Origin of the sequence: Alcaligenes faecalis (assembly GCF_005311025.1) — a bacterium.
Taxonomy (GTDB): domain Bacteria; phylum Pseudomonadota; class Gammaproteobacteria; order Burkholderiales; family Burkholderiaceae_B; genus Alcaligenes; species Alcaligenes phenolicus.
Map to the genome: position 1 here is coordinate 2,011,352 of NZ_CP031747.1, position 23,572 is coordinate 2,034,923.

At 59.7% G+C, this 23,572-nt stretch carries 23 protein-coding genes; 20 read left to right on the forward strand and 3 right to left on the reverse strand.

The window, feature by feature from the left end; translation table 11 throughout:
- The first annotated feature begins 35 nt into the window (after nucleotides 1-35).
- Nucleotides 36-605: a DMT family transporter gene (locus D0C27_RS09195; protein WP_137430828.1), complete on the forward strand. Its 570-nt coding sequence runs from the start codon at nucleotides 36-38 to the stop codon at nucleotides 603-605.
- Between the two features lie 6 nt (nucleotides 606-611).
- Here the strand turns inward: D0C27_RS09195 and D0C27_RS09200 are convergent, their stop codons facing one another.
- The 3 genes from D0C27_RS09200 to D0C27_RS09210 form a co-directional block, all read right to left on the reverse strand.
- Nucleotides 612-1,805 (reverse strand): multidrug effflux MFS transporter, encoded by a 1,194-nt coding sequence (locus D0C27_RS09200; protein WP_137430829.1) that lies wholly within the window; start codon nucleotides 1,803-1,805, stop codon nucleotides 612-614.
- 180 nt (nucleotides 1,806-1,985) lie between these two features.
- Complete coding sequence (locus tag D0C27_RS19510) at nucleotides 1,986-5,186, reverse strand: SUV3 family DEAD/DEAH box RNA helicase (protein WP_240688339.1); 3,201 nt, start codon at nucleotides 5,184-5,186, stop codon at nucleotides 1,986-1,988.
- Between the two features lie 157 nt (nucleotides 5,187-5,343).
- Complete coding sequence (locus D0C27_RS09210) at nucleotides 5,344-6,084, reverse strand: alpha/beta hydrolase (RefSeq protein WP_240688340.1); 741 nt, start codon at nucleotides 6,082-6,084, stop codon at nucleotides 5,344-5,346.
- Nucleotides 6,085-6,182: 98 nt separating this feature from the next.
- Here D0C27_RS09210 and D0C27_RS09215 point away from each other — a divergent pair, with 98 nt between their 5' ends.
- The 19 genes from D0C27_RS09215 (at nucleotide 6,183) to D0C27_RS09305 (ending at nucleotide 23,564) form a co-directional block, all read left to right on the forward strand.
- Nucleotides 6,183-7,235: a FecCD family ABC transporter permease gene (locus tag D0C27_RS09215; protein ID WP_021447070.1), complete on the forward strand. Its 1,053-nt coding sequence runs from the start codon at nucleotides 6,183-6,185 to the stop codon at nucleotides 7,233-7,235.
- Nucleotides 7,236-7,238: 3 nt separating this feature from the next.
- Nucleotides 7,239-8,024 (forward strand): ABC transporter ATP-binding protein, encoded by a 786-nt coding sequence (locus D0C27_RS09220; protein ID WP_021447071.1) that lies wholly within the window; start codon nucleotides 7,239-7,241, stop codon nucleotides 8,022-8,024.
- Between the two features lie 14 nt (nucleotides 8,025-8,038).
- A complete protein-coding gene (locus D0C27_RS09225; protein WP_137430831.1) occupies nucleotides 8,039-9,172 on the forward strand; it encodes an ABC transporter substrate-binding protein in 1,134 nt (377 codons plus the stop codon).
- A gap of 6 nt (nucleotides 9,173-9,178) precedes the next feature.
- The gene (locus tag D0C27_RS09230) at nucleotides 9,179-9,958 is read left to right on the forward strand and encodes an alpha/beta hydrolase (protein ID WP_137430832.1); all 780 of its coding nucleotides are present in this window, start codon (nucleotides 9,179-9,181) and stop codon (nucleotides 9,956-9,958) included.
- 164 nt (nucleotides 9,959-10,122) lie between these two features.
- Entirely contained in the window at nucleotides 10,123-11,205 is a 1,083-nt protein-coding gene (locus D0C27_RS09235; RefSeq protein WP_083054348.1) for an NAD/NADP-dependent octopine/nopaline dehydrogenase family protein, read from the forward strand.
- Nucleotides 11,205-12,221, forward strand: a complete 1,017-nt coding sequence (locus tag D0C27_RS09240) for a 3-hydroxybutyryl-CoA dehydrogenase (protein ID WP_060186118.1) — start codon at nucleotides 11,205-11,207, stop codon at nucleotides 12,219-12,221. Before D0C27_RS09235 ends, D0C27_RS09240 begins: the two co-directional genes overlap by 1 nt.
- A 74-nt stretch (nucleotides 12,222-12,295) precedes the next feature.
- Nucleotides 12,296-13,270: an ABC transporter substrate-binding protein gene (locus D0C27_RS09245; protein ID WP_009462834.1), complete on the forward strand. Its 975-nt coding sequence runs from the start codon at nucleotides 12,296-12,298 to the stop codon at nucleotides 13,268-13,270.
- Nucleotides 13,267-14,031 (forward strand): ABC transporter ATP-binding protein, encoded by a 765-nt coding sequence (locus tag D0C27_RS09250; protein ID WP_009462836.1) that lies wholly within the window; start codon nucleotides 13,267-13,269, stop codon nucleotides 14,029-14,031. The genes D0C27_RS09245 and D0C27_RS09250 overlap by 4 nt, the downstream gene beginning before the upstream one ends.
- The gene (locus D0C27_RS09255) at nucleotides 14,028-14,813 is read left to right on the forward strand and encodes an ABC transporter permease (RefSeq protein ID WP_035268452.1); all 786 of its coding nucleotides are present in this window, start codon (nucleotides 14,028-14,030) and stop codon (nucleotides 14,811-14,813) included. Before D0C27_RS09250 ends, D0C27_RS09255 begins: the two co-directional genes overlap by 4 nt.
- Before the next feature lie 40 nt (nucleotides 14,814-14,853).
- Nucleotides 14,854-15,630 (forward strand): ABC transporter permease, encoded by a 777-nt coding sequence (locus D0C27_RS09260; protein WP_240688341.1) that lies wholly within the window; start codon nucleotides 14,854-14,856, stop codon nucleotides 15,628-15,630.
- Nucleotides 15,631-15,745: 115 nt separating this feature from the next.
- Nucleotides 15,746-16,207 carry a MarR family winged helix-turn-helix transcriptional regulator gene (locus D0C27_RS09265; protein WP_009462841.1) on the forward strand — a complete coding sequence of 154 codons (462 nt, stop codon included), beginning with the start codon at nucleotides 15,746-15,748 and terminating at the stop codon, nucleotides 16,205-16,207.
- A gap of 251 nt (nucleotides 16,208-16,458) precedes the next feature.
- Complete coding sequence (locus D0C27_RS09270; protein WP_230940611.1) at nucleotides 16,459-17,661, forward strand: ABC transporter substrate-binding protein; 1,203 nt, start codon at nucleotides 16,459-16,461, stop codon at nucleotides 17,659-17,661.
- An 8-nt stretch (nucleotides 17,662-17,669) separates the two neighbouring features.
- On the forward strand, nucleotides 17,670-18,539 hold the full coding sequence (locus tag D0C27_RS09275; RefSeq protein ID WP_035268872.1) for a branched-chain amino acid ABC transporter permease: 870 nt from the start codon (nucleotides 17,670-17,672) through the stop codon (nucleotides 18,537-18,539).
- On the forward strand, nucleotides 18,540-19,478 hold the full coding sequence (locus D0C27_RS09280) for a branched-chain amino acid ABC transporter permease (RefSeq protein WP_137430833.1): 939 nt from the start codon (nucleotides 18,540-18,542) through the stop codon (nucleotides 19,476-19,478).
- Nucleotides 19,475-20,233 carry an ABC transporter ATP-binding protein gene (locus D0C27_RS09285; protein WP_137430834.1) on the forward strand — a complete coding sequence of 253 codons (759 nt, stop codon included), beginning with the start codon at nucleotides 19,475-19,477 and terminating at the stop codon, nucleotides 20,231-20,233. The genes D0C27_RS09280 and D0C27_RS09285 overlap by 4 nt, the downstream gene beginning before the upstream one ends.
- Nucleotides 20,230-20,946, forward strand: coding sequence for an ABC transporter ATP-binding protein (locus tag D0C27_RS09290; protein ID WP_009462853.1), 717 nt, complete (start codon nucleotides 20,230-20,232; stop codon nucleotides 20,944-20,946). The genes D0C27_RS09285 and D0C27_RS09290 overlap by 4 nt, the downstream gene beginning before the upstream one ends.
- 1 nt (nucleotide 20,947) lies before the next feature.
- On the forward strand, nucleotides 20,948-21,634 hold the full coding sequence (locus tag D0C27_RS09295) for a 4'-phosphopantetheinyl transferase family protein (RefSeq protein ID WP_137430835.1): 687 nt from the start codon (nucleotides 20,948-20,950) through the stop codon (nucleotides 21,632-21,634).
- A gap of 41 nt (nucleotides 21,635-21,675) precedes the next feature.
- Complete coding sequence (locus D0C27_RS09300; RefSeq protein WP_137430836.1) at nucleotides 21,676-23,316, forward strand: (2,3-dihydroxybenzoyl)adenylate synthase; 1,641 nt, start codon at nucleotides 21,676-21,678, stop codon at nucleotides 23,314-23,316.
- A gap of 2 nt (nucleotides 23,317-23,318) precedes the next feature.
- Entirely contained in the window at nucleotides 23,319-23,564 is a 246-nt protein-coding gene (locus D0C27_RS09305) for a phosphopantetheine-binding protein (protein WP_003804459.1), read from the forward strand.
- Nucleotides 23,565-23,572 lie beyond the last annotated feature (8 nt).

The following is a 23,572-nucleotide window of genomic DNA, read 5'->3' on the forward strand; positions in this document are numbered from 1 at the left end:
GAAGATAGAGCTTTGATTCTTATGGAGATACGCTCATGCCCGGTACCGCTTTGTTCAGTATGTTGGTGGCTGTCTTTGCCGGTTCGGCCGTGCCGTTTCAAGCTGCCAGCAATGCCGTTCTGGGTAAGGTCCTGGGGCATCCGCTCTGGGCCACACTGGTGTCGCTCTGTATCAGTGCGGCTCTGGTGCTGCCCACAATCTGGCTGATGCGCGCCCCCGCTCCCCTGACCGCGCAACTGGCGCATGCCCCCTGGTGGGTATGGACGGGTGGCGTTGGCGGGGTCATTTACATCAGCGCCGCCCTGATTCTGACGCCACGCATGGGCGCCGCCAGCTTTATTGTCTGTGTGGTGGCCGGGCAAATGCTCAGCTCCATGCTGATCGACCACTACGGTTTGATGGGCCTGACCCCACGCCCGGTACATATGGGACGCATTCTAGGCGTGCTGCTGATTTTGGCTGGTATGGGCTTGGTGCAATGGTTTACGCCTTCCGTGCCTGCGGCGGCTGAAAGCAAAAGCGCCACTGCAGATCACAGTGGCGCTCAGGAAAACAATCCAAGCCTGGCTCAACGCGCTGGCGCTGACAGCAGCACCCGATCCTGATAGGGCTTAGGCGGAAGCCTCGGTCGATTTGGAACGGAACTGGCTGCACCACCAGAATCCGGCCGACAAGGCAGCCGCCGACAACATGCCCAAGGCCAACAACAAGCCGCTATCGAACAGCAGCGGAGCCACCACACCGGAAACGGTGGCGAACAAAAGCATTTGCCAGGCACTTTGTACCGAGGAAGCCAGGCCGCGCATGGTGGGGAAGGTGCCCAAGGTCACCACCGTCATGCCCGGCAAGGCCATGGACATGCCAAAGGCGTACACAAAAATCGGCATCACGGCCCACGGCACTTCTGCCTGGAACAGGAGGTTGTACACGGTGTTGAACGCCGCGCCAGCCAGCATAAGGGACAGGCCCAGACGAATCATGCGTGCCGGAGCCAGCTTCTCGGCAAAGCGGGCATTCAGAATAGAGCCACCCAACATACCGCCAATAAAGGGCAGGAACAGCCAGGCAAAGGCGGTTTCTGTCAGGCCCAGCACACCAATCACAAAGCTGGCCGCCGACGAAATGTACAAGGCAAAGCCGCCAAACGCACAGGCAATGGCGGAGATCGCCAGCACGAAGCGGCCATTGCTCAGGGCGCGTGCATAATTGGCCAGAATTACCCACAGCTTCAAGGGCTGGCGCGAGGCCACGGGCAAGGTTTCAGGCAGTTGCCGCCAGCACAGCGCAATCAGGGCAATACTGAGCACCGTCAGCATCCAGAACACCGAGCGCCAGCCCGAATAACTACTTAAATAGCCGCCCATGACCGGTGCAAGCGCCGGGGCCAGACTGAAGACCATCGTGATGTGGGCAAACAAGCGCTGGGCTTGCACCCCTTGTACACAGTCGCGCGCCAGGGCCTGACCGACGACACGTCCGGCACCTGCCGAACAGCCCTGGATCAAACGGAAGAACAACAGCCAGGAAAAGCTGGGGGCCAGCGCCGAGCCCACGGACCCGATCAGGAACAGGATCAGGGAGGTCAGAATCACGGGACGCCGCCCGAAGCTGTCGGACAACATACCCCAGAACAGGCTCATGAAGGCAAAACCAAACAGATACAGACTTAAGGTCTGCTGAACCATTGACTGGTCAACGGAAAATTCAACACCGATACGGTGAAATGACGGCAGATAGGCATCGGTAGCAAAAGGCCCCAGCATCGCCAACGCCGCCAACACCAAGGTCAGCTTGCGGTAATTCATAGATAGCTTTGGAAAACAGGGAGGGCGCCAGAATCAGCGCAGGGATAGGGGCATGGTACCCCTTAACCGGACCGTACGGACACGTCCGCACGGGGCATAGTGTATCAAACGATATAAAGCGGATCGAGCCAAGCCGCTTTGATGCTAGCTGGCCCGGTAGCCACTTGTCTGAAAAAAAGATCAGCGTCTGCCCGGCGACGGCGTACCAAAAGCCTCGCGGCTAGTCTGTCCGAAACCGCTTTGATGCAGCAGGCTGCGCTCAATAAAGCGGCTGACCTGGGAGCGCACTTCCGGCAACCACGGGCCTTGGTCAAACACTTGCGGGAACTTCATGCTGAACCAGGCATAAAGGCTGATCTGCTTGCTGAGCAATTCGGCGTCTTCCAGGCGGGAGGGGCTGGCGGATTTCAGCCAGGACGGCGCCGGTGGCAAGGCCATGGGGCGTTGTGCCACATAGGCAGACAGGCAACGCTTGAAGTAATCCAGCTCCGTATCCTTATCCACGGACACCGGCGCGCAGGCAAAGGTGAACTTCTCGCGCAAATCCAGCTTGGGAGCCAGGCGGTCTACACAAAAGCCCAGCTCGATGGCGTCTTTCAAACCCGCTGTCTGAAACAAGGGGCTATCGGAAGCCACTTTCTGCGCAAAGTACTGCAGCACAGCGCCGATATTGTTGTTATCCAGTAAAGAGGCCAGCGCCTGCACGTGCTCGGGGCTGGGTGCAATGGGCAAGCGCAAATCCACGCTGGGGGCGTCGCTTTGCAATTGGGTACGAATATGGTTCAGATCCTGCTTGTCCATCGCCCCCACATAGCCTTTGGGGTACAAGCCATAGCGGCCTGCCCGTCCGGCAATCTGGCGCACTTCGGTTGCGTTCAAGGCTCGCATGGAGCGGCCGTCAAACTTGTGCACCGTAGAGAACAAAACGCGGCGAATCGGCAGGTTCAGGCCCATACCAATCGCATCGGTGGCCACCAGCACATCGGCCTCGCCTTGGGAAAAGCGCTCGGACTCGGTGCGGCGCACTTCCGGAGCCAGCGCGCCGTAAATGGTGGCGACTTTCCAGCCTTGGGCGCGGTAACGAGCACTTAGCGTTAGGACATCCTTACGGGTGAAGGCCACCACCGCATCACCTTTGGACACGCCCTGAGCTTCACGCTGACGATCTTTGCGCCCCCGCCACGGCGCTTCCTGACGCCCTTGCTTGCCTGTGGCTCGCGGCGGGTCTACCGGATAAGGCATGACCTCCAGCGGGGTTTTGCGTTCGGTAAATTCCAGCTCCATGGTCTCTTCCATGGAACGCACCAGACGCTCGCACGGACGCAGGACGGAAGCATCACCACAGACAAACAGGGTACGGGCCGGAACACCGACCAGGGCTGCCGTCCAGGCCCAGCCGCGCTGCTCGTCTTGCAACATTTGAATCTCGTCCAGGACGGCCACGCGCACTTCCATCGTGGGGTCCATCATCTCGACCGTGCAGGCAGTGTGCTGGGCACCGGGCACCATCACGCGCTCTTCGCCCGTCACCAGATTGCAGGGGATACCAGCATTCATCAGGCGATCGCGCACTTCCATGGCCAGCAGTCGCAGCGGGGCCAGATACACGCCGGATCGGGCTTCCATCAAAGCTTCCAGGGCCTCATGCGTCTTGCCCGAGTTGGTCGGGCCCAAGCGGAACACCAGATGGCGGCGGATGCCTCGGGCCAGGCTGAACATTTCCGGGAAGTCGCCCAGGCGCATCAAATCTTGAGCGCGCTGCTGCTCCACACTTTCCAGGATGCGGCGCACCGGGCCATTGAGCAGACGCTTTTCAAAATCCCCGGCCTCGATTTCCTTTTGCTCGATGCCCTCTTCCAGAGCCATGCGCAAGGCTTTGGCCAGTTCCAGAAAGGACGAGCCATCAATCAGGGGGCGCTGGGTTTGCAAAAACGCATCCAGCGAATCTTCCAGACGCTGGGACAGACGGTTTTGAGCTGCCGTGTTGAACAAGACCGAAACACGAGCGGGCAATCGATCCAGCTCCGAGCCGGTACGTGGCAAAGGCACGGCGGCCTGCATACGAACATTGGCGCGCCAGTGCTGACGCTCGCCCGCTACGGGCACATTCACCGCCAGCCACAAGTCCTTATGCCACCACAGGCGCAAGGGATCTTCCGGGTCAATTTCGTAATCGCACGCTTCTTGCTTCTTGATCTGGTTCAGCACTTGTTGCTGACGCCATTGTGTGCGCGCACGGTCAGCCGCTCGCTGGTACTGCGCACGCTCACGATTGCTCAGGGTGCTGGCGTGCTGCTCGCGCCATTGCTCAATCTGGTTCTGGTCAATGGCCACCAGCAAATCCGGGTGATGGGCAACACGGTCACGGCCGCCAGCGGCTCCGCCACGCACTTCCAGCTTGGTACTGGGCAAACGGCGATCGGCCAGCCACAGCTCGTACTCCTGCCGGGTAATACCCAGCAAGGCCATGGTCTCTTCCGAGCCTATGCACTCCTGCTCCCAGGCCCAACGCTGCTGGCGTTGCTCGCGCTGACGTTCCTGACGTTGTGCTTGAGCCTGCAGCAGAAACTCCTGCTGCTCGGCATCCAGCTTGAACTCCTGGGTCAGGACAGCGGCACTGGCATTGCGGCCATACACCGTCATGAACCAGTGGGCAGGTTCCCCGGCTTGCAGGCCCTCGAAGGCCTCCAGGGTGATGCGTTGCGGCTCGCAACCTTGCTCTTTCAGCCAGGCTGTCAAACGCTCCTGGGCCTGATTGAACTTGCGCTGTTTGTCGTTTTGTTCTTTTTGACGCGCTTGTTCACGTTCTTTTTGGGCCTGCTCCCAGCGCTGACTGCGTTGCTCGCGATCGCGCTGTTCGGCCTGTAACTGCCACAAATAGGTCTGCGCCAAAGGCATGGACTGCCAGGCCTGCACCAAAGCCTGCAAGCGCGCGCCGCGCTCGGCTTCGGGCCAGTTCTCGCTTAAAGGCAAAGACTGGGAGGCTATCGCTCCGGCCAATTGAGCGCGCTGTTCAAGCAGTTGCTCACGCAGGGCTTCATAAACATCCGCCTCCAGCTTGTCCACGCTCATTTGATACAGCAGGCGCAGGGTACGAATCACGACCTCGGGCACACCTTGGGACTGTAAACGCTGGTCCGCATCCTTCAAACCCAGTTCGGCAGCGATGATCTGATTGAAAAAGGCGGCGTCCTGCGGCAAGCGCCAGGCTTTCAGCCACACGCGCCGTATGCCTGCCCGGTCCTGAAAACGCGCTTTCTTGGCGACCTGACGAGCCACACCTTCCAGACGAGGGTAATCCAGCCATTGAGGATGGAGCAGCAAGCCCGCTTGAGTGGGAACGGGAGAATCGGAAACAGACGAAGCGCGACGCGCAGCCATAGGGCGGGGACCTGAAAATACGGGAAGAAGAGAACGAGAAGGGCAGAAAAGCCGGTTCAAGCAAGCATGAGCAGCATTATACGGGTCTGCTCGGAGACGTTCAGAGGATACAGGCAATCACCGTGCTGAACGTCTTTGTGGGCAAGAAAATACAGGGCTACTCAGCCAGCCATTCCAGACAGCCTTGCGGCAAGGCTGCCAAACCGGACTGACTGTGATTACAGCCCGGCACGATGCGAAAACGCGGCTCGCCACCTTGTTGCTGCGCCAAAGCCTGTGCCAACTCCCGGGTCCCGTCCACCATGCGGCGCTCCTGCAAACGCAAACGACGCAGCTCGCGCTTGTCCTCGGGCATGGCTTCCTCTGCCGGGCCCAGGCTTTGCTCGAACTCGCCAACGGAGAACTGTACGGGCATCGTCATAGCGGCTTTGGGCAAGGGTTGGGCCAGCAGTCGAGCCAGATAGCCCTCCCCCCACCAGACCGAGGGGCTGGACACCACCAGTGCATCGAATAATTCTGGCTGTTGATACAGCAGTTGCAAGGCAAACAGGCCACCCAGGGAATGGCCGCAGAGCAGACGCCGCTGCGCATTCAAAGGAGCCTGTGCGTAGGCCCAGGGCAAGAAAACGTCCTGCATCATGGCCAGAAAATCCGGCGCGTGACCTGCTTCTCCATTCAGCGCGGGCGTGAAGTCCTGATCGCGCCAGACCTCCCCGCCATAACCTATCCCCAGCACGGCACAGGCTTGTGTAGCCTGCTTCTCACAGGTGGCCAGCACCGCTTCAAATTGCGGTAGATCAAGCACGCACAGCAATGGCCAGCCATCCGCAGGCGCTGGCGTGTCCGGCCAGGCCAAAGTCAGACGATACTGTCGGCCCAATGGGGAAAGAAAATCCAAATGTTCAAGCTGCATAAAAGAATCGCGGTAAGGGCGCCAAAGCCCGGCTGATGAACTATACTTTCTTTCTATGTAAACGGTTATCATTCAGACACTTAATGTCCACATCTGCTGTTCCGGCCCCTGCGCTGGCCGACTATCAACACATCCTCAGACGTCGCTGGCTCCTTGTTGGGGCCCTGGTTCTTGTGATTCTGGCCTCGATTGTGGCCGATTTCATGTTGGGGCCCTCGGGTCTTAGCCTGGGAGAACTGAGCCACGCGCTGTTCAACCCGGAACAGTCCGACCCGACCACCCGCGTCATCGTCTGGGAAATCCGCCTGCCTTATGCCTTGATGGCCATGGCCATTGGTTTGGCACTCGGCCTGTCCGGTGCGGAAATGCAGACCATTTTGAATAACCCGCTGGCCAGCCCCTTTACCTTGGGGATTTCCTCGGCGGCGGCCTTTGGCGCTTCCCTGGCCATTGTGCTGGACCTGTCGATTCCCGGCATTCCGCAAGCCTGGACCATTGCCGCCAATGCCTTTATTTTTGCCCTGCTATCCGCCATGCTTTTGGACGCGGTGGCCCGCTGGGGCGCCATGAGTACCGCCAACCTGGTGCTGTTTGGTATCGCGCTGGTGTTCTCCTTCAATGCACTGGTTTCGCTGGTGCAATTTGTGGCCAGCGCCGAAGCCCTGCAAGGGCTGGTGTTCTGGACCATGGGCAGTCTGTCGCGCTCCTCCTGGGGCAAGGTCGGCATCATGCTGGCGGTGTTTGCATTGATTCTGCCGCTGTCGCTGCGTGATACCTGGAAACTGACCGCCCTGCGTCTGGGTGAAGACCGCGCCACCAGCTTTGGTATCAATGTCTCACGCCTGCGCCTGGTGTCCTTGCTGCGTATCAGCTTGCTGGCCGCACTGGCCGTATCCTTTGTGGGCACCATCGGCTTTGTGGGCCTGATTGCGCCGCATATTGCCCGCCGCCTGTTTGGTGAAGATCACCGTTTCTACCTGCCCGGCAGTGCGCTGGTCGGTGGGGTGATTCTGTCGCTGGCCTCGATTGCCTCGAAAAACATTGTGCCCGGCATCATTATTCCGGTCGGCATTGTCACCTCGCTGGTGGGTGTGCCCTTCTTCCTGGGCGTTGTGCTGCGACGCCAAATAAAGTGAACCATGCTTGAAGTCCACGATCTGAGCCTGTCTTACGGCAAACGCGAAATTCTGTCCAAGTTGACCATCGAGCCTTTGCAGCCCGGTCAGCTGGTGGCTTTGCTGGGCCCCAATGGTAGCGGCAAATCCACTCTGCTCAAGTCCCTGGCGGGGCTGCTCAAGCCCACCACCGGCGAGATCCTGCTGGACGGTCAGGAGCTGAGCGGCGTCAGCTTCGAGCAGCGCGCCCAAAAAGTGGTGTACCTGCCCCAATCCCTGCCCGCCTCGGTCCACCTGCGTGTGTTTGAATCCGTACTGGTGGCGGCCAATGCCTCGGCCCCTGGTGGCCACGCCCGCGATGTGGATCATGAGCACATCATGCACATCCTGCAACGCCTGGGCATTGCGCACTTGTCCATGCACTATCTGGACCAGCTTTCGGGCGGTCAGAAACAGCTGGTGGGCCTGGCGCAAGCCCTGATACGCAAGCCTACCCTGCTGCTGCTGGACGAACCCTTGTCGGCTCTGGACCTGAACTATCAATTCCACGTGATGGACTTGCTGGCCCAGGAAACCCACGACAACAATCTGATCACTCTGATCGTGCTGCATGACCTGAACGTAGCTCTGCGCCATAGTGACTATGCGCTGATGATTGAAGGCGGTGGTCTGCTGGCGCAAGGCGAGCCTGCCAAGGTGATTACTCCCAACTCGCTGGCCCAGGCTTATGGCGTACGCGCCCGCGTGGAGAGCTGCTCGCAAGGCACCTTGCAAATCATTATCGACGGGCTGCAAGAGCCTGTGCTGTGACCTTCGGAGAACCCATGAACATCCTGCGCCACCTGCTGCTGTCGCTGACCTTGCTCTTGCCTTTGGGCGTGCAGGCCCAGCCCATCGAAGTTACTGATGCCATGGGTCGTACCGTTACCCTGCCTGGCCCCGCCAAACGCATTGTGCTGACTCAGGCACGTCACTTCCCGGTACTGGCTTTGGTCCACCCCGAGCCTGCAAACCTGATTGCAGGCTGGTCGGACGAGTTCAAAACCTCCTTCTCCAACGAGTACGAGACCTATCTGAAGCGCTACCCGCAACTGGCCAATATCCCTATTGTGGGTCGCCATACGGCAGATACCTTCTCGATCGAACAGGCCCTGGCCCTACGTCCGGATCTGGTCGTGCTGACGGCTGCCTTTGCGGGCCTGACTCCCGGTCAGGACACACGCGACTCGGCCCTGATCCAGCGCCTGACTGCCGCCAAAGTGCCCGTCATTGTGATCGACTTCTTTGTGAACCCGCTGGAGAACACCGTACCCAGCCTGCGCGCATTGGGCTACGCCGTGGGTGAGAAAGAACGCACCGACGAGTTCATCCAGTTCTACGAAGAACACATGCAGGGCGTTGCCCAGCGACTGGCCGATCTGCCCAAGGCGGATCATCCGCCCGTTTTTGTGCATGCCCATGCAGGCAGCACGGACTGCTGCAACTCGCCCGGCGCAGGCACCTTTAACGACATGATCAGCTATGCAGGCGGCCACAATATTGGCGCGGATGTCCTGAAAAGCTCCACCGGCAAGCTGAATTTTGAATACATCAATTCCCGCGCGCCTGTGGTCTATGTGGCTACGGGCACAGGCGCAGGCAAGCGCACCACCTCCGGTGGATTGGCTATTGGCACAGGCGTCAGCGAAGACCAGGCTCGTAAAAGCCTGCAAGCCATTATTGACGGCAATCGTCTGCAAGCCCTGCCAGCCGTGCGCAGCGGCAATAGCCACGGCATCTGGCATGCCTTCAACGATTCACCTTTGCACATGATCTTTATCGAAGCTCTGGCGGCCTGGATTCACCCCGACCGTTTTCAGGGCGTATCGGCCTTGAAGACATTGGAAGAAGTGAACCAGCGCTTCCTGACCGTGCCGATGGAAGGCACCTACATGATTGATTTGAAGCCCGCCCCCTAAGCCTTCATGTCACGCCTGATTCCACTGGAACTGCCGCCTGCGGGCGGCCATCCCCATCACGTCTTGCTACGCCTGCCAGACAGCAAGCCAGAACACGGCCCCCTGCCTTTGCTGTGCCTGCTCGATGGTCAGTGGACCTTGCCCTTGCTGGAAGAAAGCGGCCACCCCGCCTTGCAGCACTGCGCGATTCTGTCGCTGGGTTACCAAGGCGAGCGCGATCAGATCACACGTTATCGCGCCCTGGATTACACCCCGCCCAGCCCGGACAGCACTCTATGGGAAGACCCACGCGTCCCCCAATGGCAGGCGGGTGGCGCTCCTGCCATGATCGAACAAGTGCGTATGGCACTAGTCTTGGCCCAAAGCATGGAGCCTGCGCTGACCCGTTCGCGCATCAGCCTGTACGGCCACTCCTACGCTGGCCTGTTCGTGCTGTATGCCCTTAGCCGGCAAAGCCTGCCCATTCAGCACTACCTGTGCGCCAGCCCTTCCTTGTGGTGGCGTGATCCCCTGATCTGGACCTTGCTGGAGCGGGTAGACAAGCCGGTGCTGGTAGATATTCTGGCCGGCGCCTCCGAGGCCTGGTATCCGCTTAGCGCTCAGGCAGCGGGCCCGGAAGGACGCAAAAATGGTGTGCCTACCCTGCCCACCATGCAAAAACTCCAAGCGCACTTGCAAGCCCAAGGCATGCAGGCGAATCTGCATGTTCTGCCCGGAGCCGGCCACGGCCACGTTCTGGCTCAAGCCACCTTGCGTGCCCTGGAACTGGCTTGTGGCGCGGCTTAGCCGTGTTCTCCCGGCGCGCATGACGCGCCTTTTCATTTCATATCCAAGTTTTCCCGCCCTAGGGTAACTCCCCCCATTCATCCTCTTGTTTTAGGCCTCAACTTCTTTTAGTCTGTATTTATATGCAAGTGCATAGAAATCAAAAAAAGAGATTGGAGACAAACATGAAGGTAGCGGTATTAGGTGGCGGGCACGGTTGTTACGCAGCAGCGGCAGACTTGAGCGAACAGGGCCACGAGGTCCGTTTATGGCGTCGTGATACGGCCCAGTTGCAGCCCTTGCTGGACCGTCCAGTCATGACCTTGAAAGACGAAGCAGGCGAGCGCGAAATCCCCATTGCCAAAGTCTGCGCCGATATTGGCGAGGCCATCGCCGGTGCCGATCTGGTCCTGATTCCTTCGCCCGCCATTGCCCAAACCGATATTGCCCGCGTCATGGCTCCGCACCTGACAGACGGCCAGGTCGTATTTCTGCCCCCAGGCACCTTTGGCTCCTTCATCATGAGCGAGATCGTGCGCGGCACCGGCAACAAGGCCGATGTCAGCTGGGCCGAAACCGGCACCCTGCCCTGGCTGGCCCGCAAACATGGCGATACCGTCATCAACATCACCACCCGCGCCACCCGCCTGCCTACCGGCGTGTACCCCGCGCGCAATACCGACCACGCCCTGGAGGTGATTGGCAAAGTGTTCCCCAGCGTGGAGCGCTGCGAAGATGCCCTGTCCGGTGCCTTGATGAACGCCGGCCCCATCATCCACCCACCGCTGATCATGATGAACGCAGGTCCGCTGGAGCACTTCCCGGCCTGGGACATTCATAACGAAGGCACTCAGCCTTCGGTCCGTGCCGTGACCACGCAACTGGACAATGAGCGCATGCGCATTCGTGAAGCGCTGGGCTACGGTGCCCCGCACTTCCCGCTGTCCGACCATTATGAAAACGATCAGTGGATGTATGGCGACCGTTCCTCGCACTCCAAGCTGGTGAAAAGCGGCGACTGGCGCGAGAAGATCGACCTGCACGAACACCGCTACATGCGTGAAGACACCATGCTGGGGCTGGCCTTCTTTGCCTCGGTAGCCGACTGGGCCGGTGTAGATGCTCCCGTCACCAAAGGCTTGCTGGCGATTGCCGGTGCCATCGTGGGTGAAGATTTGCGCCAAGGCCAACGCACACTGGCCAGCCTGGGTCTGGACACGATGAGCCGCGAGCAACTGCAAGAGATGTTGCAAGCCGGGAGAGCCTGATGAACGCGCCCGCCCCGATCAAACGTATCGTTGCGGTGGGCGCAGGTCGCATGGGGCGGGGCATCGCCCTGGCCTATGCGCTGCGCGGCCAAGCCGTGACCTTACTGGATTTCAAACCCCGTCAGCCTGCTGATAGTGCCCGTCTGGAAGCCGAAATACGCCAGGAATTGCGTGCCACGCTGGAACAACTGGCCGACCTGGGCATGTTCGCCACCGAACAGATCGACGGCCATCTGGCCTGCATCAGCGTCGCCCCCTTGAGCGCAGCGGCGCAAGTGCTGGGCCAGGCCGATCTGATTTATGAAGGCGTGCCCGAAACACAAGAAGCCAAGACCGACGCCCTGGGACGTATCGGCGAACTGGCCCGGCCCGATGCGCTGATCGCCTCCACCACTTCCACCATGCTGGCCTCGGATCTGGCCCCCATGTTGAGCCATCCGGAGCGTTTCCTGAACGCACATTGGCTTAACCCGGCATTCCTGATTCCACTGGTCGAAATCAGTGCCCACCCCGGCACCAGCGAGCAGACCTTGAGCCGTCTGCAAAGCAATCTGGAATCCATCGGCAAAGTGCCTGTGGTCTGTGGTTGCCACCCCGGTTTCATCGTTCCACGCCTGCAAACCCTGATCATGAACGAGGCCGCTCGCATGGTTGAGGAAGGCGTAGCCAGCGCAGCCGATATTGATAAGGCCACCCGCTACGGCCTGGGTTTCCGCTTTGCCAGCATCGGCGTGCTGGAGTTCATCGACTACGGCGGCAACGACATTCTGTATCACGCCGGGCAATACCTGTCGCAGAACCTGGACCCGGAACGCTACGCCGTACCCGACATCATCACCCGTTATATGGAAAGTGGACGCAACGGTCTGCGCAGCGGACAAGGCTTTCACGAATACCCGGTGGACCAGCAACAAGCGTATCGACGCGACGTGCTGGCCCGCGTACTGGGAATGCTGGATCACATCGGCCTGGCCCCTGCCCGCGCCGAACACCTTGCCAAGGAGACACAGGAATGAAAAAAGACTCCCACGCTGCGCCTTCGTCTTGCTGCCCTCCAAGAGGGCGCTCTTCATCTTGGGACGGCCCTGCGATGAAGAAAACCGCTGCGTTGCTGTTTGCCCTGATGAGCTGTCACGGTCTGAGCCAGGCTCAGGAAGTCCCCACCTTGCGGGTAGGCTGGACCATTCCGGGCGAGGAAGCCAAATACCTGATGGCCAAGCGCCCCGAGCTGTTCCCGCAACTGGGCAAGAAATATCAAATCCAGTGGACTCAGTTCCAGGGCACCTCGCCCATGGTGCAGGCCATGCGCGCTGGCGTTCTGGAATGCTCCACCATGGCCCCCATGTCGCTGGCCAATGGCGCTATTGAAAGCGGTCTGGAAGCCTATATCGTGGCCCAGCACGTGCATTCGGACGATGATCACTTCTCCGTCTATTGGGCCGTGAAGGAAGACAGCCCGATCAAGACCGCGGCGGACCTGAAAGGCAAGGTCATTGGCACCAATGCTTATGGAGCCGGTGTGTACTTCGACATGCTGCTGTGGCTGCGCCAAAACGGTATCGACCCGGACAAGGACGTGAAAATCGTCGAAACCGGCTTTCCCCCTGCGGCCGACGCCATTCGTAGTGGCCGCATTGATGCCGGTCCCATGGCCCAGCCCTTTGCCCTGCTGAACGAGAAGAAAGGCGGTTTGCGCAAACTGTTCTCCCTGTCCGAAGTGGCCAGCCCATCCGTACAGATTTTCGAAGCCTGCAGCAAATCCTATAGCGACGCCAATCCCGAAGTGGTGCGCGCCTATGTGCAGGACTTGAAAACAGCCATGGGCATGCTCAGCAAAGATCCTGCACTGGCCGTAGAAGTCACGGCACAAATTACCCGTGCGCCCAAGGACTTGCTGGCCCAGTACCTGTTCACCGACAAGGACTTTGCCCGCGTCCCGGACATGCAGCCCAATCTGGAATCCATCCAGGGCACCTACGACCGCTATCACAAGGCGGGTTTCCTGAAGAAAGCCTTGAACGTGCAGGACTTTTATCGGGCTGATTTACGCGAGGCAACACCATGATTGAACTGGATGGTGTCGGTAAAACCTTTAACACCCGGCAGGGCCGCAGCCATACGGCCCTGCAAGACATCGCCCTGAGCATTCCGGCAGGGCGATTCGTGTCTATTCTGGGACCCAGCGGTTGCGGCAAAAGCACCCTGCTCTATATGTTAGGGGGCTTTGAGTCCTGCTCCAGCGGCCAGATCCGCGTCAAGGGCAAGCCCATTACCGGCCCAGGTCCAGACCGGGGCCCGGTGTTTCAGGAGTACGCCCTGTTCCCCTGGAAAACCGTGCTGGGAAACGTGGCCTACGGCATGCGCGAACAAGGCATGCCCAAGGACCAGGCCGAACAGCGCGCCAGCGAATGGCTGGACAAGGTCAAGCTGGGGCCTTACGCCTCCTTCTATCCACGTGAACTGTCCGGCGGTATGCGTCAGCGTGCGGCCATCGCCCGCACCCTGGCCTATGAGCCGGACATCCTGCTGATGGACGAGCCCTTCGGGGCGCTGGATGCCCACACGCGCGTCACCCTGCAAACGGAACTGCTCAGCTTGTGGGAGCAGTTACGCAACACCGTGGTCTTTGTGACGCACGGCGTGGACGAGGCCGTCTTCCTGTCCGATACCGTGATTGTCATGACTGGCTCGCCCGGCCGCATCAAGGAGGTAGTGGAGATTGATCTGCCCCGCCCCCGCGTCCGTAGCGAGCTGCTGCGCAATCCGGTCTATCAGGAAACCATTATTCGTCTGGAGCAATCCTTGATGGCGGAGGCCCACCCATGACGCCACAGCACTGGTATGAACATCGCTGGGCCTCCTTGGTCATGGCGGCCATTCTGGTGCTGCTGGCCTGGGCAGGGCTGGCCCGTTGGGTAGGGCTGGATTCCTTCCCCAGCCCTTGGGCGGCCTTGGGCGAACTGCCTGCCCTGATCAGCGACCCGATGGCCTGGTCGGCAATCCTGCAGTCGGTTGGCCGCATGTTTGCCGGTTATGCCCTGGCACTGGTCGTGGCCGTCCCCCTGGGTTTGGCCATGGGCCGCAGCCGCCTGGTCTATACCGCTTTCTATCCTCTGGTGGCCCTGGCCTATCCCATGCCCAAAGCGGCCTTGATGCCGATCTTGATGCTGTGGTTCGGTCTGGGGGATTTCTCCAAGATCCTGGTTATTGCGCTGGGCGTGTCCCTGCCTTTGCTCTATCACAGCTATCACGGCGCAACCCGCATCGAGCCCAAGCTGATCTGGGTCGCCCAGTCCATGGGCATGGGGCCCATTGCCCGTCTGGGCAAGATTGTTCTGCCCGCCTCCTTGCCGGAAGTCATGATTGGCTGCCGGGTCGGGGTGGTCATGGCCCTGATCGTGATGGTGTCCTCCGAGATGATTGCGCGTCAGGAAGGTATAGGCAATCTGCTGTTCACCTCCATGGATATGGCGCAGTACTCCACGGTGTATGCCGTCATCATGCTGCTGGCCGTGCTGGGCATTGCCTGCGATGCGCTGTTCGAGTTTGTCCGCAAACGCTGCACACACTGGCATGACTCGACCCAGAGCCTGATGGACAAAGGATGACGCTATGACCACCAAAACCTTAGCCTCACCGGGACAAGCTATGCGTTCTACTCAAACCCGCCCGGCCAAACGCCGGGATTTGTCGGGACTTTCTTTATGCATCAGTCCGGCCCTGATGCTGATTGTCTGGGAGCTGTGCACCCGCTCGGGCTGGGTCAGCCCGCAGTTATTGCCTACCCCCTCTTCCATTCTGATGCGTGTATTGGAACTGGCCGGTCAGGCGGACTTCTGGCAGAACCTGGGCATCACCGTCTACCGCCTGATCAGTGGTTTGCTGATTGCCTGTGTGGCCGGTGGGGCCCTGGCGCTGATTGCACAGCTGACGCGCTGGAGCTCGTTTCTGCTGGATGCCCTGATCCGTCTGCTGGCCCCTATCCCCAAGATCGCCCTTTACCCGGCACTAATCCTGATCATGGGGTTTGAAAGCTCATCGAAAATCGCTCTGGTGGTCTCGGATGCGATTTTCCCTGTGCTGATGGCCAGTTGGGTGGCTGCGCAAACGGTGGACCGCAAGCTGATCTGGTCGGCGCGTGCCGCCGGGACATCTCGCAGCGCCTGCCTGTGGAAAATCATTTTGCCCGCCATCAGCCCGACCGTGCTGGCTGGTGTACGGGTGGCAGGCGTCATTGCCTGCGTGGTGGTCTTTCTGGCCGAGATGATTGCCTCCACCGACGGTCTGGGCCATATGCTGACCGCCGCCGCACGCAGCTACCGCACGATTGATATGTTTGTACCCTTGGTCTGGATCTGTGTGCTGGGCTTCGCACTGAACCTGACGATTGCCGCTTTGCAGCGCAAAGTGGATCATACGAACTGACACTGAACCAACCACTTGCCCGGCCAATGGCAGCGCTGGCCGGGCTTTCGCAGGCTCACTCAATCACTCTGAACGAGTAGCCTGCTTTTTTTTGCATCAAGGAAGCCGCTTCACTATGGCCAGCCGTACTCTGACTGACGCCTATACCGGGCACGATACGTTTATCCCCTATCTGCTCAATCGCAGCACCTCGGCCTTAAATGCTGACTTTCAAACCTTGCTGCGCAGCCATGAACTGACCCTGCTGCACTGGCGTGTGCTGGCTTTTCTGAACGAAACCGATGGCCTGGGCGTCAGTACCCTGGCGCAATATACCGATGTGGATCAAACCACCTTGTCGCGCGCCCTGGTGGTAATGGAAAACGCGGGCCACCTGTCCCGCCAGCCCGACCCGCTGGACCAGCGCCGTGTACTGATCCATCTGCATGAGCAAGGTCGCCAGCACTTTCTGCGTGTTCTGCCCGCGGCTCTGGACATTCATCACCGCGCCATCCAGGGCTTTTCGGCGGAAGAACTGACCCAGTTGCGCCAGTTCCTGAACCGCATTCGCGCCAATATCAATGGAGATGCGCGCTAAATAGCCCGCCCCTGTGCGTTTTTATAAAGCGTCCGCGTGGCCGTTTTCATGCCGTTGTCACCCTGAATCCGCCCCCAATCGGGGCGCGTTGCTTTTAAAGACCCACGCACGAAATGGACATTCAAGGGTGTGAGCCTTTATTTACGTCAGGAAAGACCATAAAATGATAATGATTAACATTTAGTAGCGCAGCCTCCTGCCTGAGATGTCCTGCCAGGCAAGCTTGGCTTTCTTACGGAAAATAAGATCTCGTGACTCTCTCCCCTACCCGTGCTGGACGTCGCCAGCTTTTGCTGGCTGCCGCAGCCAGCCCTTTGCTGTTTGGCGTTCCCCGCCTGCTTCGCGCCCAAGACGGTCCCCTGAAAATTGCCCTGCTGACATCTTTGTCCGGCCCCTTCGCCTCCCTGGGCGAAAGCATGCGCGCCGGTCTGGAGTTGATGCTGCAACAGTGCAATTACGAGATGGGCGGGCGCAAGGTGCAGTTGCTGGTAGAAGACGACCACGGCAAACCGGACGAAGCCATCCGTAAAGTGCGCAAGCTGATCGAGCGCGACAAGATCGACGTTCTGGGCGGTGTCATCAGCGCCAATATCGCACTGGCCATTCGTGACATCGTGCACGATGCGCAACTGCCTACCTTCATTTCCAATGCCGCTGCCAATGGCCTGGCTCGTGAAGCAGCCAGCCCCTACGTATTCCGCCCCACCAAAACCAGCTGGATGCTGGGCCACACCGGCGCCTTGTGGGCCTTCGAGCACATTGAAAAATCCGGCGGCATCACGCTGGGTTCGGACTACACCGCTGGCCGCGAATACATTGAAGACTTCGCCAATACTTATCAGGAACAAGGCGGCACGCTGGGCGAGCGCATCTGGACACCCCTGGGTACGCCCGACTTCGCGCCCATCCTGATGAATCTGGCTGCCAGCAACCCCAAGTTTGTCTACACCTTCCTGGCCGGTGCCGACGCTGTGCGTTTCCACCAGCAAATGCAGGACTACCAACTGCACGGCAAGATCCAGATCGTGGGCCCCGGTGCCCTGTTCGATCAGGAAGACGTGATTACCGCTGTGGGCGAAGCTGCTTTAGGTGGCGTCAGTACCTTCCACCAATCGCCCGGCGCTCCGGCTGCCCAGGACTTTGTGGCTGCTTACCAGGCCAGCCGTGGCCGTTTGCCCGGCGAAGCCAGCACCTCCGGTTACGTGACCGGCCAGGTCATCAAGGCCGGTCTGGATGCGGTCAAGGGTGATCTGTCCAACAAGGCGGCCTTCAAACAGGCCCTGCTGGACAAGCCTATCAACACCGCCTTTGGCCCCATGGCTTTTGACCCGCGCAATAACCAGTCCATTCTGGATATTTACGTCAACCGGGTGGAAAAAGACGCGCAAGGTCGCCCCTTTAACACGGTGGTCCACACTTACCAGCGTATCCAGGACCCCGGCCCGCGTTCTTGAGCTCCACCTTGTCTTATTTTCTGCTTCAAATCCTCAATGCCCTGTCCTTCTCAGCACTGCTGATGTTGGCGGGGCTGGGGCTGTCTTTAGTGCTCAGCCTGATGAACTTCATCAACCTGACACACGGCTCTTTTTTCCTGCTGGGCGGCTATATCAGCGTCCAGTGGCTGGCATCCGGCGCGCCCTGGTGGCTGGCCTTTCCCGCCGCTTTCGCACTGTGCGGGCTGATGGGCCTGTTGCTGGACCGTTTCCCCTTTCGCCAGTTCTACCAGCGCACCCACTTGATGCAGGTGCTGCTGACCTACGGCCTGTCCGTCATTCTGGCGGATTTGATGCGCTGGGGCTTCAGCGCCGACACGCTTTCGCCCATGCTGCCGCAAGTGCTGCGTGGCGGGGTGTGGATCATGGGCCTGCCCTTCCCCACCTATCGTCTGTTCCTGATCGTCACCGGCCTGACGCTGGCCTTGCTGTTCTGGTTCCTGCTGGATCGCACCCTGTGGGGCGCGGCCATTCGCGCTTGCGTGCAGGACGCCCAGATTGTCGAAACCCTGGGCTTGAACTCGCGTCGCCTGTTTGCCATCGGCATGGCGCTGGCCGCCGGCCTGGCCGGTTTGGGTGGAGCCTTAGGCGCAGGCATGCTGTCGGTTTACCCCGGTCTGGATGAAGAAATCCTCTTGCTGGCCTTGCTGGTGGTGGTCATTGGCGGCTTGAACTCGGTACGCGGCACCTTGTTGTGCGCGCTGATTCTGGGTTTCGTCACCACCTTTGCCCGCGTCTGGGTCCCGGCCTTTGCCAATGCCGCCACCCTGGCCGTCATGCTGGGCCTTCTGCTTTGCTGGCCCAATGGCTTGAGCAAATCCGCTACGCGTCAGGTTTAAATGAACAAGCTCAACACCTGCCTGCTGCGCACTGGACTTTGGCCTGCTTTGGCCTGCCTGGTCTTGCTTAGCAGCTATTTCTGGGGCGACGCCTTCTTGTGGCGCTTTGGCACCGAAGCTCTACTGATCGGTTGCGCTGTCCTTAGCATCAACCTACTGATTGGTTACGGCGGCCTGGTCACCCTGGGCCACGGTGCGGTTTTCGGCTTTGCCGCCTACGCCACCGCCGTCAGCAGCCAGTATTGGGGCGCGTCCCTGCCGCTGATGCTGTTGGTGGGCATTGGGGCGGGCACCCTGTTGTCCATATTGATGGCGCTGATCAGCCTGCGCAGTTCCGAGCTGTTTTTCATGGTGGCTACGCTGGTCGCCGGGCAATTGATCTGGGAAGTTGCATTTCGCTGGCGTGATGTCACGGGCGGTGCCGATGGCCTGCGCGGTTTCCCGCGTCTGAGCCTGGGCGATCTGCCCTTGAGCGCCCCTTACACCCTGATGATTCTGGCCCTGGCGCTGGCGGTCATCTGCTGGTTGCTGCTGCGTTCTTTCAGCCGCGCCCCAATCGGGCTGGCCTTGACCGGTCTGCGCGATCAGCCCTTGCGCATGGCCGCCCTGGGTTATCAGGCATGGCGTATCCGCCTTTACACCTTCATGATTGCAGGTGCGGTAGCAGGTGCTGCTGGCGGCCTGTATCCCTTTGCGAATCAGTACGTCAGCCCGCAACAAGTGCATTGGAGCTTCTCGGCCACGCTCATCATCATGGGTGTGATCGGTGGCATACGCACCTGGCGCGGCGCATTTATTGGGGCCACCTTCTATCTGTTTGCCCAGACCTACCTGAGCTCCTACACGGATCGTTGGCAGTTACTGGTAGGTTTGATCTTTGTGCTGACAGTTCTGTTCATGCCCAATGGTCTGGCAGAACGACGCAAGAGGTCTGCATGAGCGTTTTATTAAGCACTCGCGAACTGGCCTTGCATATAGGCGGTCTGGATATCCTGACGGACGTCAGCCTGGAGCTGCGTGCGGGCGAAACCCTGGGGCTGATTGGCCCCAATGGCGCAGGTAAAACCACGCTGTTCAACATCATCAGTGGTCTGGCCTCCCCTTCCAGCGGTCAGGTCTTCCTGGAAGGCAAGGACCTGCGCAGTCTGGGCCCGATTGAACGCGCCAAACAAGGCATGGTGCGCAGCTTTCAGACCAGCCGTATTTTTCCTGAACTGACCCTGCTGCAAAACCTGGCTCTGGCCGTGCGCATCAAAAAAGATTGCGGCTACCACTGGTGGGGGCGCAAGGCCGCCCGCGCCGCCAGCCAGAAAGCAGCTGAAGCATTGCTGGAACATAGCGCCCTGGCCGGCCGCGGCCATGTGCTGGGTCGATCCCTGTCCTACGGCGAGCAACGCATTCTGGATTTGCTTATCGCCCTGGCGCAGCAACCCCGCGTGCTCTTGCTGGACGAGCCTACCGCTGGTCTGTCCGAGTCCGAATCGCGTGAAGTCATGGCATTAGTCCACGCCATGCGCAGCCAATGTGCCGTGCTGCTGATCAGCCATGACATTGATATTGTTTTCCAGGAATGTGACCGGATTGCCGTGCTGTCATCGGGCACCTTGTTGACCTGCGACACCCCGGACGCCGTGCGCCAGCACGAAGGCGCGCGTCAGGCCTATCTGGGCGAACTGGCTTTGGAGGCGGCATGAGCACAGCGCTGAACATCTCCGGCCTGCATGCACGCTACGACCGTGCCGACATTCTGCAAGAAATTTCGCTGGATATCCCCGCCGGGCAAAGTGTGGCCCTGCTGGGCCGCAACGGCGCCGGAAAAACCAGCCTGCTGCACTGCCTGTTCAATATGGGCCCGCAGTGGAGCGGACAAATCAATGTGCACGGGAAAAACATTGCAGGTTGGCCCACGCACAAAATCGCCCTGCTGGGCATGGCTTTGGTGCCACAAGGCCGGGGCCGTTTCCCAACGCTGACCGTGCAGGAAAGCCTGCGTTTGGCCGGGCTGGCACGACGTCCGCGCTCGGATGATCGTTGGACGCTGAACAGCATCTACGAAGCCATGCCGCGTCTGTATGAACGCCGCCAGTCCTCCTGCTCCGCCTTGAGCGGTGGCGAACGACAATTGCTGGCACTGGCCCGTGCGCTGCTGACGCAGTCCTCCATTATTGTTCTGGACGAACCCAGCGAAGGCCTGGCTCCCATGACGATTCAGGACACCTTGCTGCCGCAGCTGCAAACGCTGAACGAGCAAGGTATTACCGTACTGATCGCCGAACAGAATTTAAGTCTGGCTCTGCAGTTGGCCGAACGCGCTTTGTTATTGGGTAATGGTCAACTGGTGTATGACGGCCCTGCCGAGCAACTGCGCCAGGACGCCGCCCTTTTGCAACGCCATTTGGGACTTTGACATGCTGTCTGTATACAGTTTGTCGCTTCCCTTGCCCGCTGGTATGGAATCCTGGTTACGAAACCAGGTTCCCGACCATACCTTGGCGGTGATTGCCCGTCGCAGACAGCAGTCGGACCAGCATTTAAGCCTGCTAGCCCACGGTGCGCTGCGCCATTTTCTGGCGCCCTTGCTGGGCTGCACGCCGCGCGCCGTTCCCATCACCCATCTGGAGCATGGCAAGCCCGTGCTGGATCTGGACGATGCCGATCTGCACTTTAGCCTGTCACACAGCGGCGAGCGTGTGCTGATTGGAATTGCCAACCGAACTATAGGCGTAGACATCGAGGCCATGCGCCTGCCCGTCAAACCAGGGCTGGTCGAACATTGCAGTGTGCCGTCCGAGCGTTTCTGGCTAAAGAGCGATCTGGACTTCTACGCGCTTTGGTGTGGCAAAGAGGCCGCCCTGAAACATGCAGGCACGGGTTTTCATATTCAGCCTCAAGAATTATCCTTGGACGGTCACCCAGATCATGGATGCACCGTACAATCCCCCCATCCCATCTTGCAAGGTTTGGTGGTGCACAGTCACCGGCCGGTGGAAAACTATGCCGCCGCCATCTGCCTGAACACCCCCTTTGCTCCGTGGACAGTCAGCTTTTTGGACAGCGCTCAACTGCCTGACACCAAGCTGACTGAGCACGAGTAAATCTGACAAGCCTACTTATTTATGTAATAGTTCTCATTACCATGATGAAATCTATTCCTGTTGAACAAATTTGGCCTGACGCTTTTGCCCAGCGATACCGCGATGCTGGACACTGGCAAGGGGAAACTTTTGGCGCTTTGCTGCGCACGCGCGCGCAAAACCACCCGGAACGCGAAGCCATTGTTGGCGGCTCCCAGCGCTGGACCTATGGCGCGCTGGACCAGTACGCCAGTCAGATCGCGGCGGGCCTGCTGCAAGCCGGTCTGCGCAAGGGCGACCGCGTCCTGGTGCACCTGCCCAACATCCCTGAGTTTGTCAGTGTGATCTTTGGTCTGTTCCGTGCCGGTCTTTTGCCCGTGTACGTCCTGCCTGCGCACCGCATCACCGAAGTCGAACACTTTGCCAATACTGCTCAAGCGCGCGCCTATATTGGTGTGGACGCTCATGCCGGTTTTGACTACCTGCCTTTGGTGCGCGAACTGCGTGAACGCTGCCCGCAGGTCGAGCAGGTTTACATCGTGGGCGACGCACAAGAATTTACGTCCCTGGCCCAGTTGCAAAGCAGCGCTGCCAATGTAGACGTACCCGTATCGGCGGCCCAGCCTTCCGAAGTGGCGTTCCTGCAAATCTCGGGGGGCAGCACCGGCTTGTCCAAGCTGATCCCCCGCACGCACGACGACTACATCTACACCTTGCGCGAGAGCGCCAAGATTGCCGGACTGGACGAGAACAGTGTGTTTCTGGGCGCTTTGCCCATTGCCCACAACTTTCCCATGAGTTCACCCGGTTTTCTGGGTGCACTGTACGCCGGAGCCAAAGTGGTGCTGAGCCCCGCCCCCAGCCCGGACGTTTGCTTTGAACTGATCGAGCGCGAAGGCGTAACCGACACCAGTCTGGTCCCCCCGCTGCTGATGCTGTGGATGGATGCAGCCACCAAGACCGATGCCAAGCTGGATTCGTTGAAAGTAATCCAGGTGGGTGGTGCCAAATTGAACGCCGAAGCGGCCAAGCGTGTGCGTCCCACTCTGGGTGTGACCTTGCAGCAGGTGTTCGGCATGGCCGAAGGTCTGGTGAACTACACCCGCCTGGACGATCCCGAGGACACCATCATCAACACACAGGGCCGTCCCATCAGCCCGGACGATGAAATCCTGATCGTGGACGACAACGGCAATCCGGTCGTCCCTGGGGAAACCGGCTATCTGCTGACACGGGGTCCTTACACGATCCGTGCCTACCACAACAACCCCGCGGCCAATGCCCGCTCCTTTACCGAGGACGGCTTCTATCGCACAGGCGACGTGGTACGCATGACGCCCGAAGGCTACTTGATGGTTCAGGGCCGTGCCACTGACCACATCAACCGCGCTGGCGAGAAAATCTCCGCCGAGGAAATTGAAGATCATCTGCTGGCTCACCCGCAGGTCTTTGATGCTGCCGTGGTATCGGTGCCCGACGAGTTTCTGGGCGAGCGCAGCTGCGCTTTCATCATCCCCAAGGATGACAAGCCCCGCGCGATTGAACTGAAGAAATGGATACGCAGCCGCGGTTTGGCCGACTTCAAAGTGCCGGATCAAATCGTGTTTGTGGACCGTTTCATGGAAACTGCGGCCCTGAAGATCAGCCGCAAGGAATTGCGCGCCCAACTGCGCGAACAACTCGAAAACACAACGCAAGAATAATCATGAGTACTGCACTTACCCTGGAACGCATGCGCGCAGATATTGCCGCCATGTTGCATGAAGACCCCCAGGACATTCTGGATGATGACAATCTGATCGACCTGGGTCTGGACTCCATGCGCGTCATGACCCTGGCCACCCGCTGGCGCGAAGCTGGCGCTCCTATCGAGTTTTCCGAGATGGCCTCGGTGGTCACCTTGGGCCAGTGGTGGTCCCTGATCGAACGCGCCCAACAAAACGGCCGTTGATTTTCTTA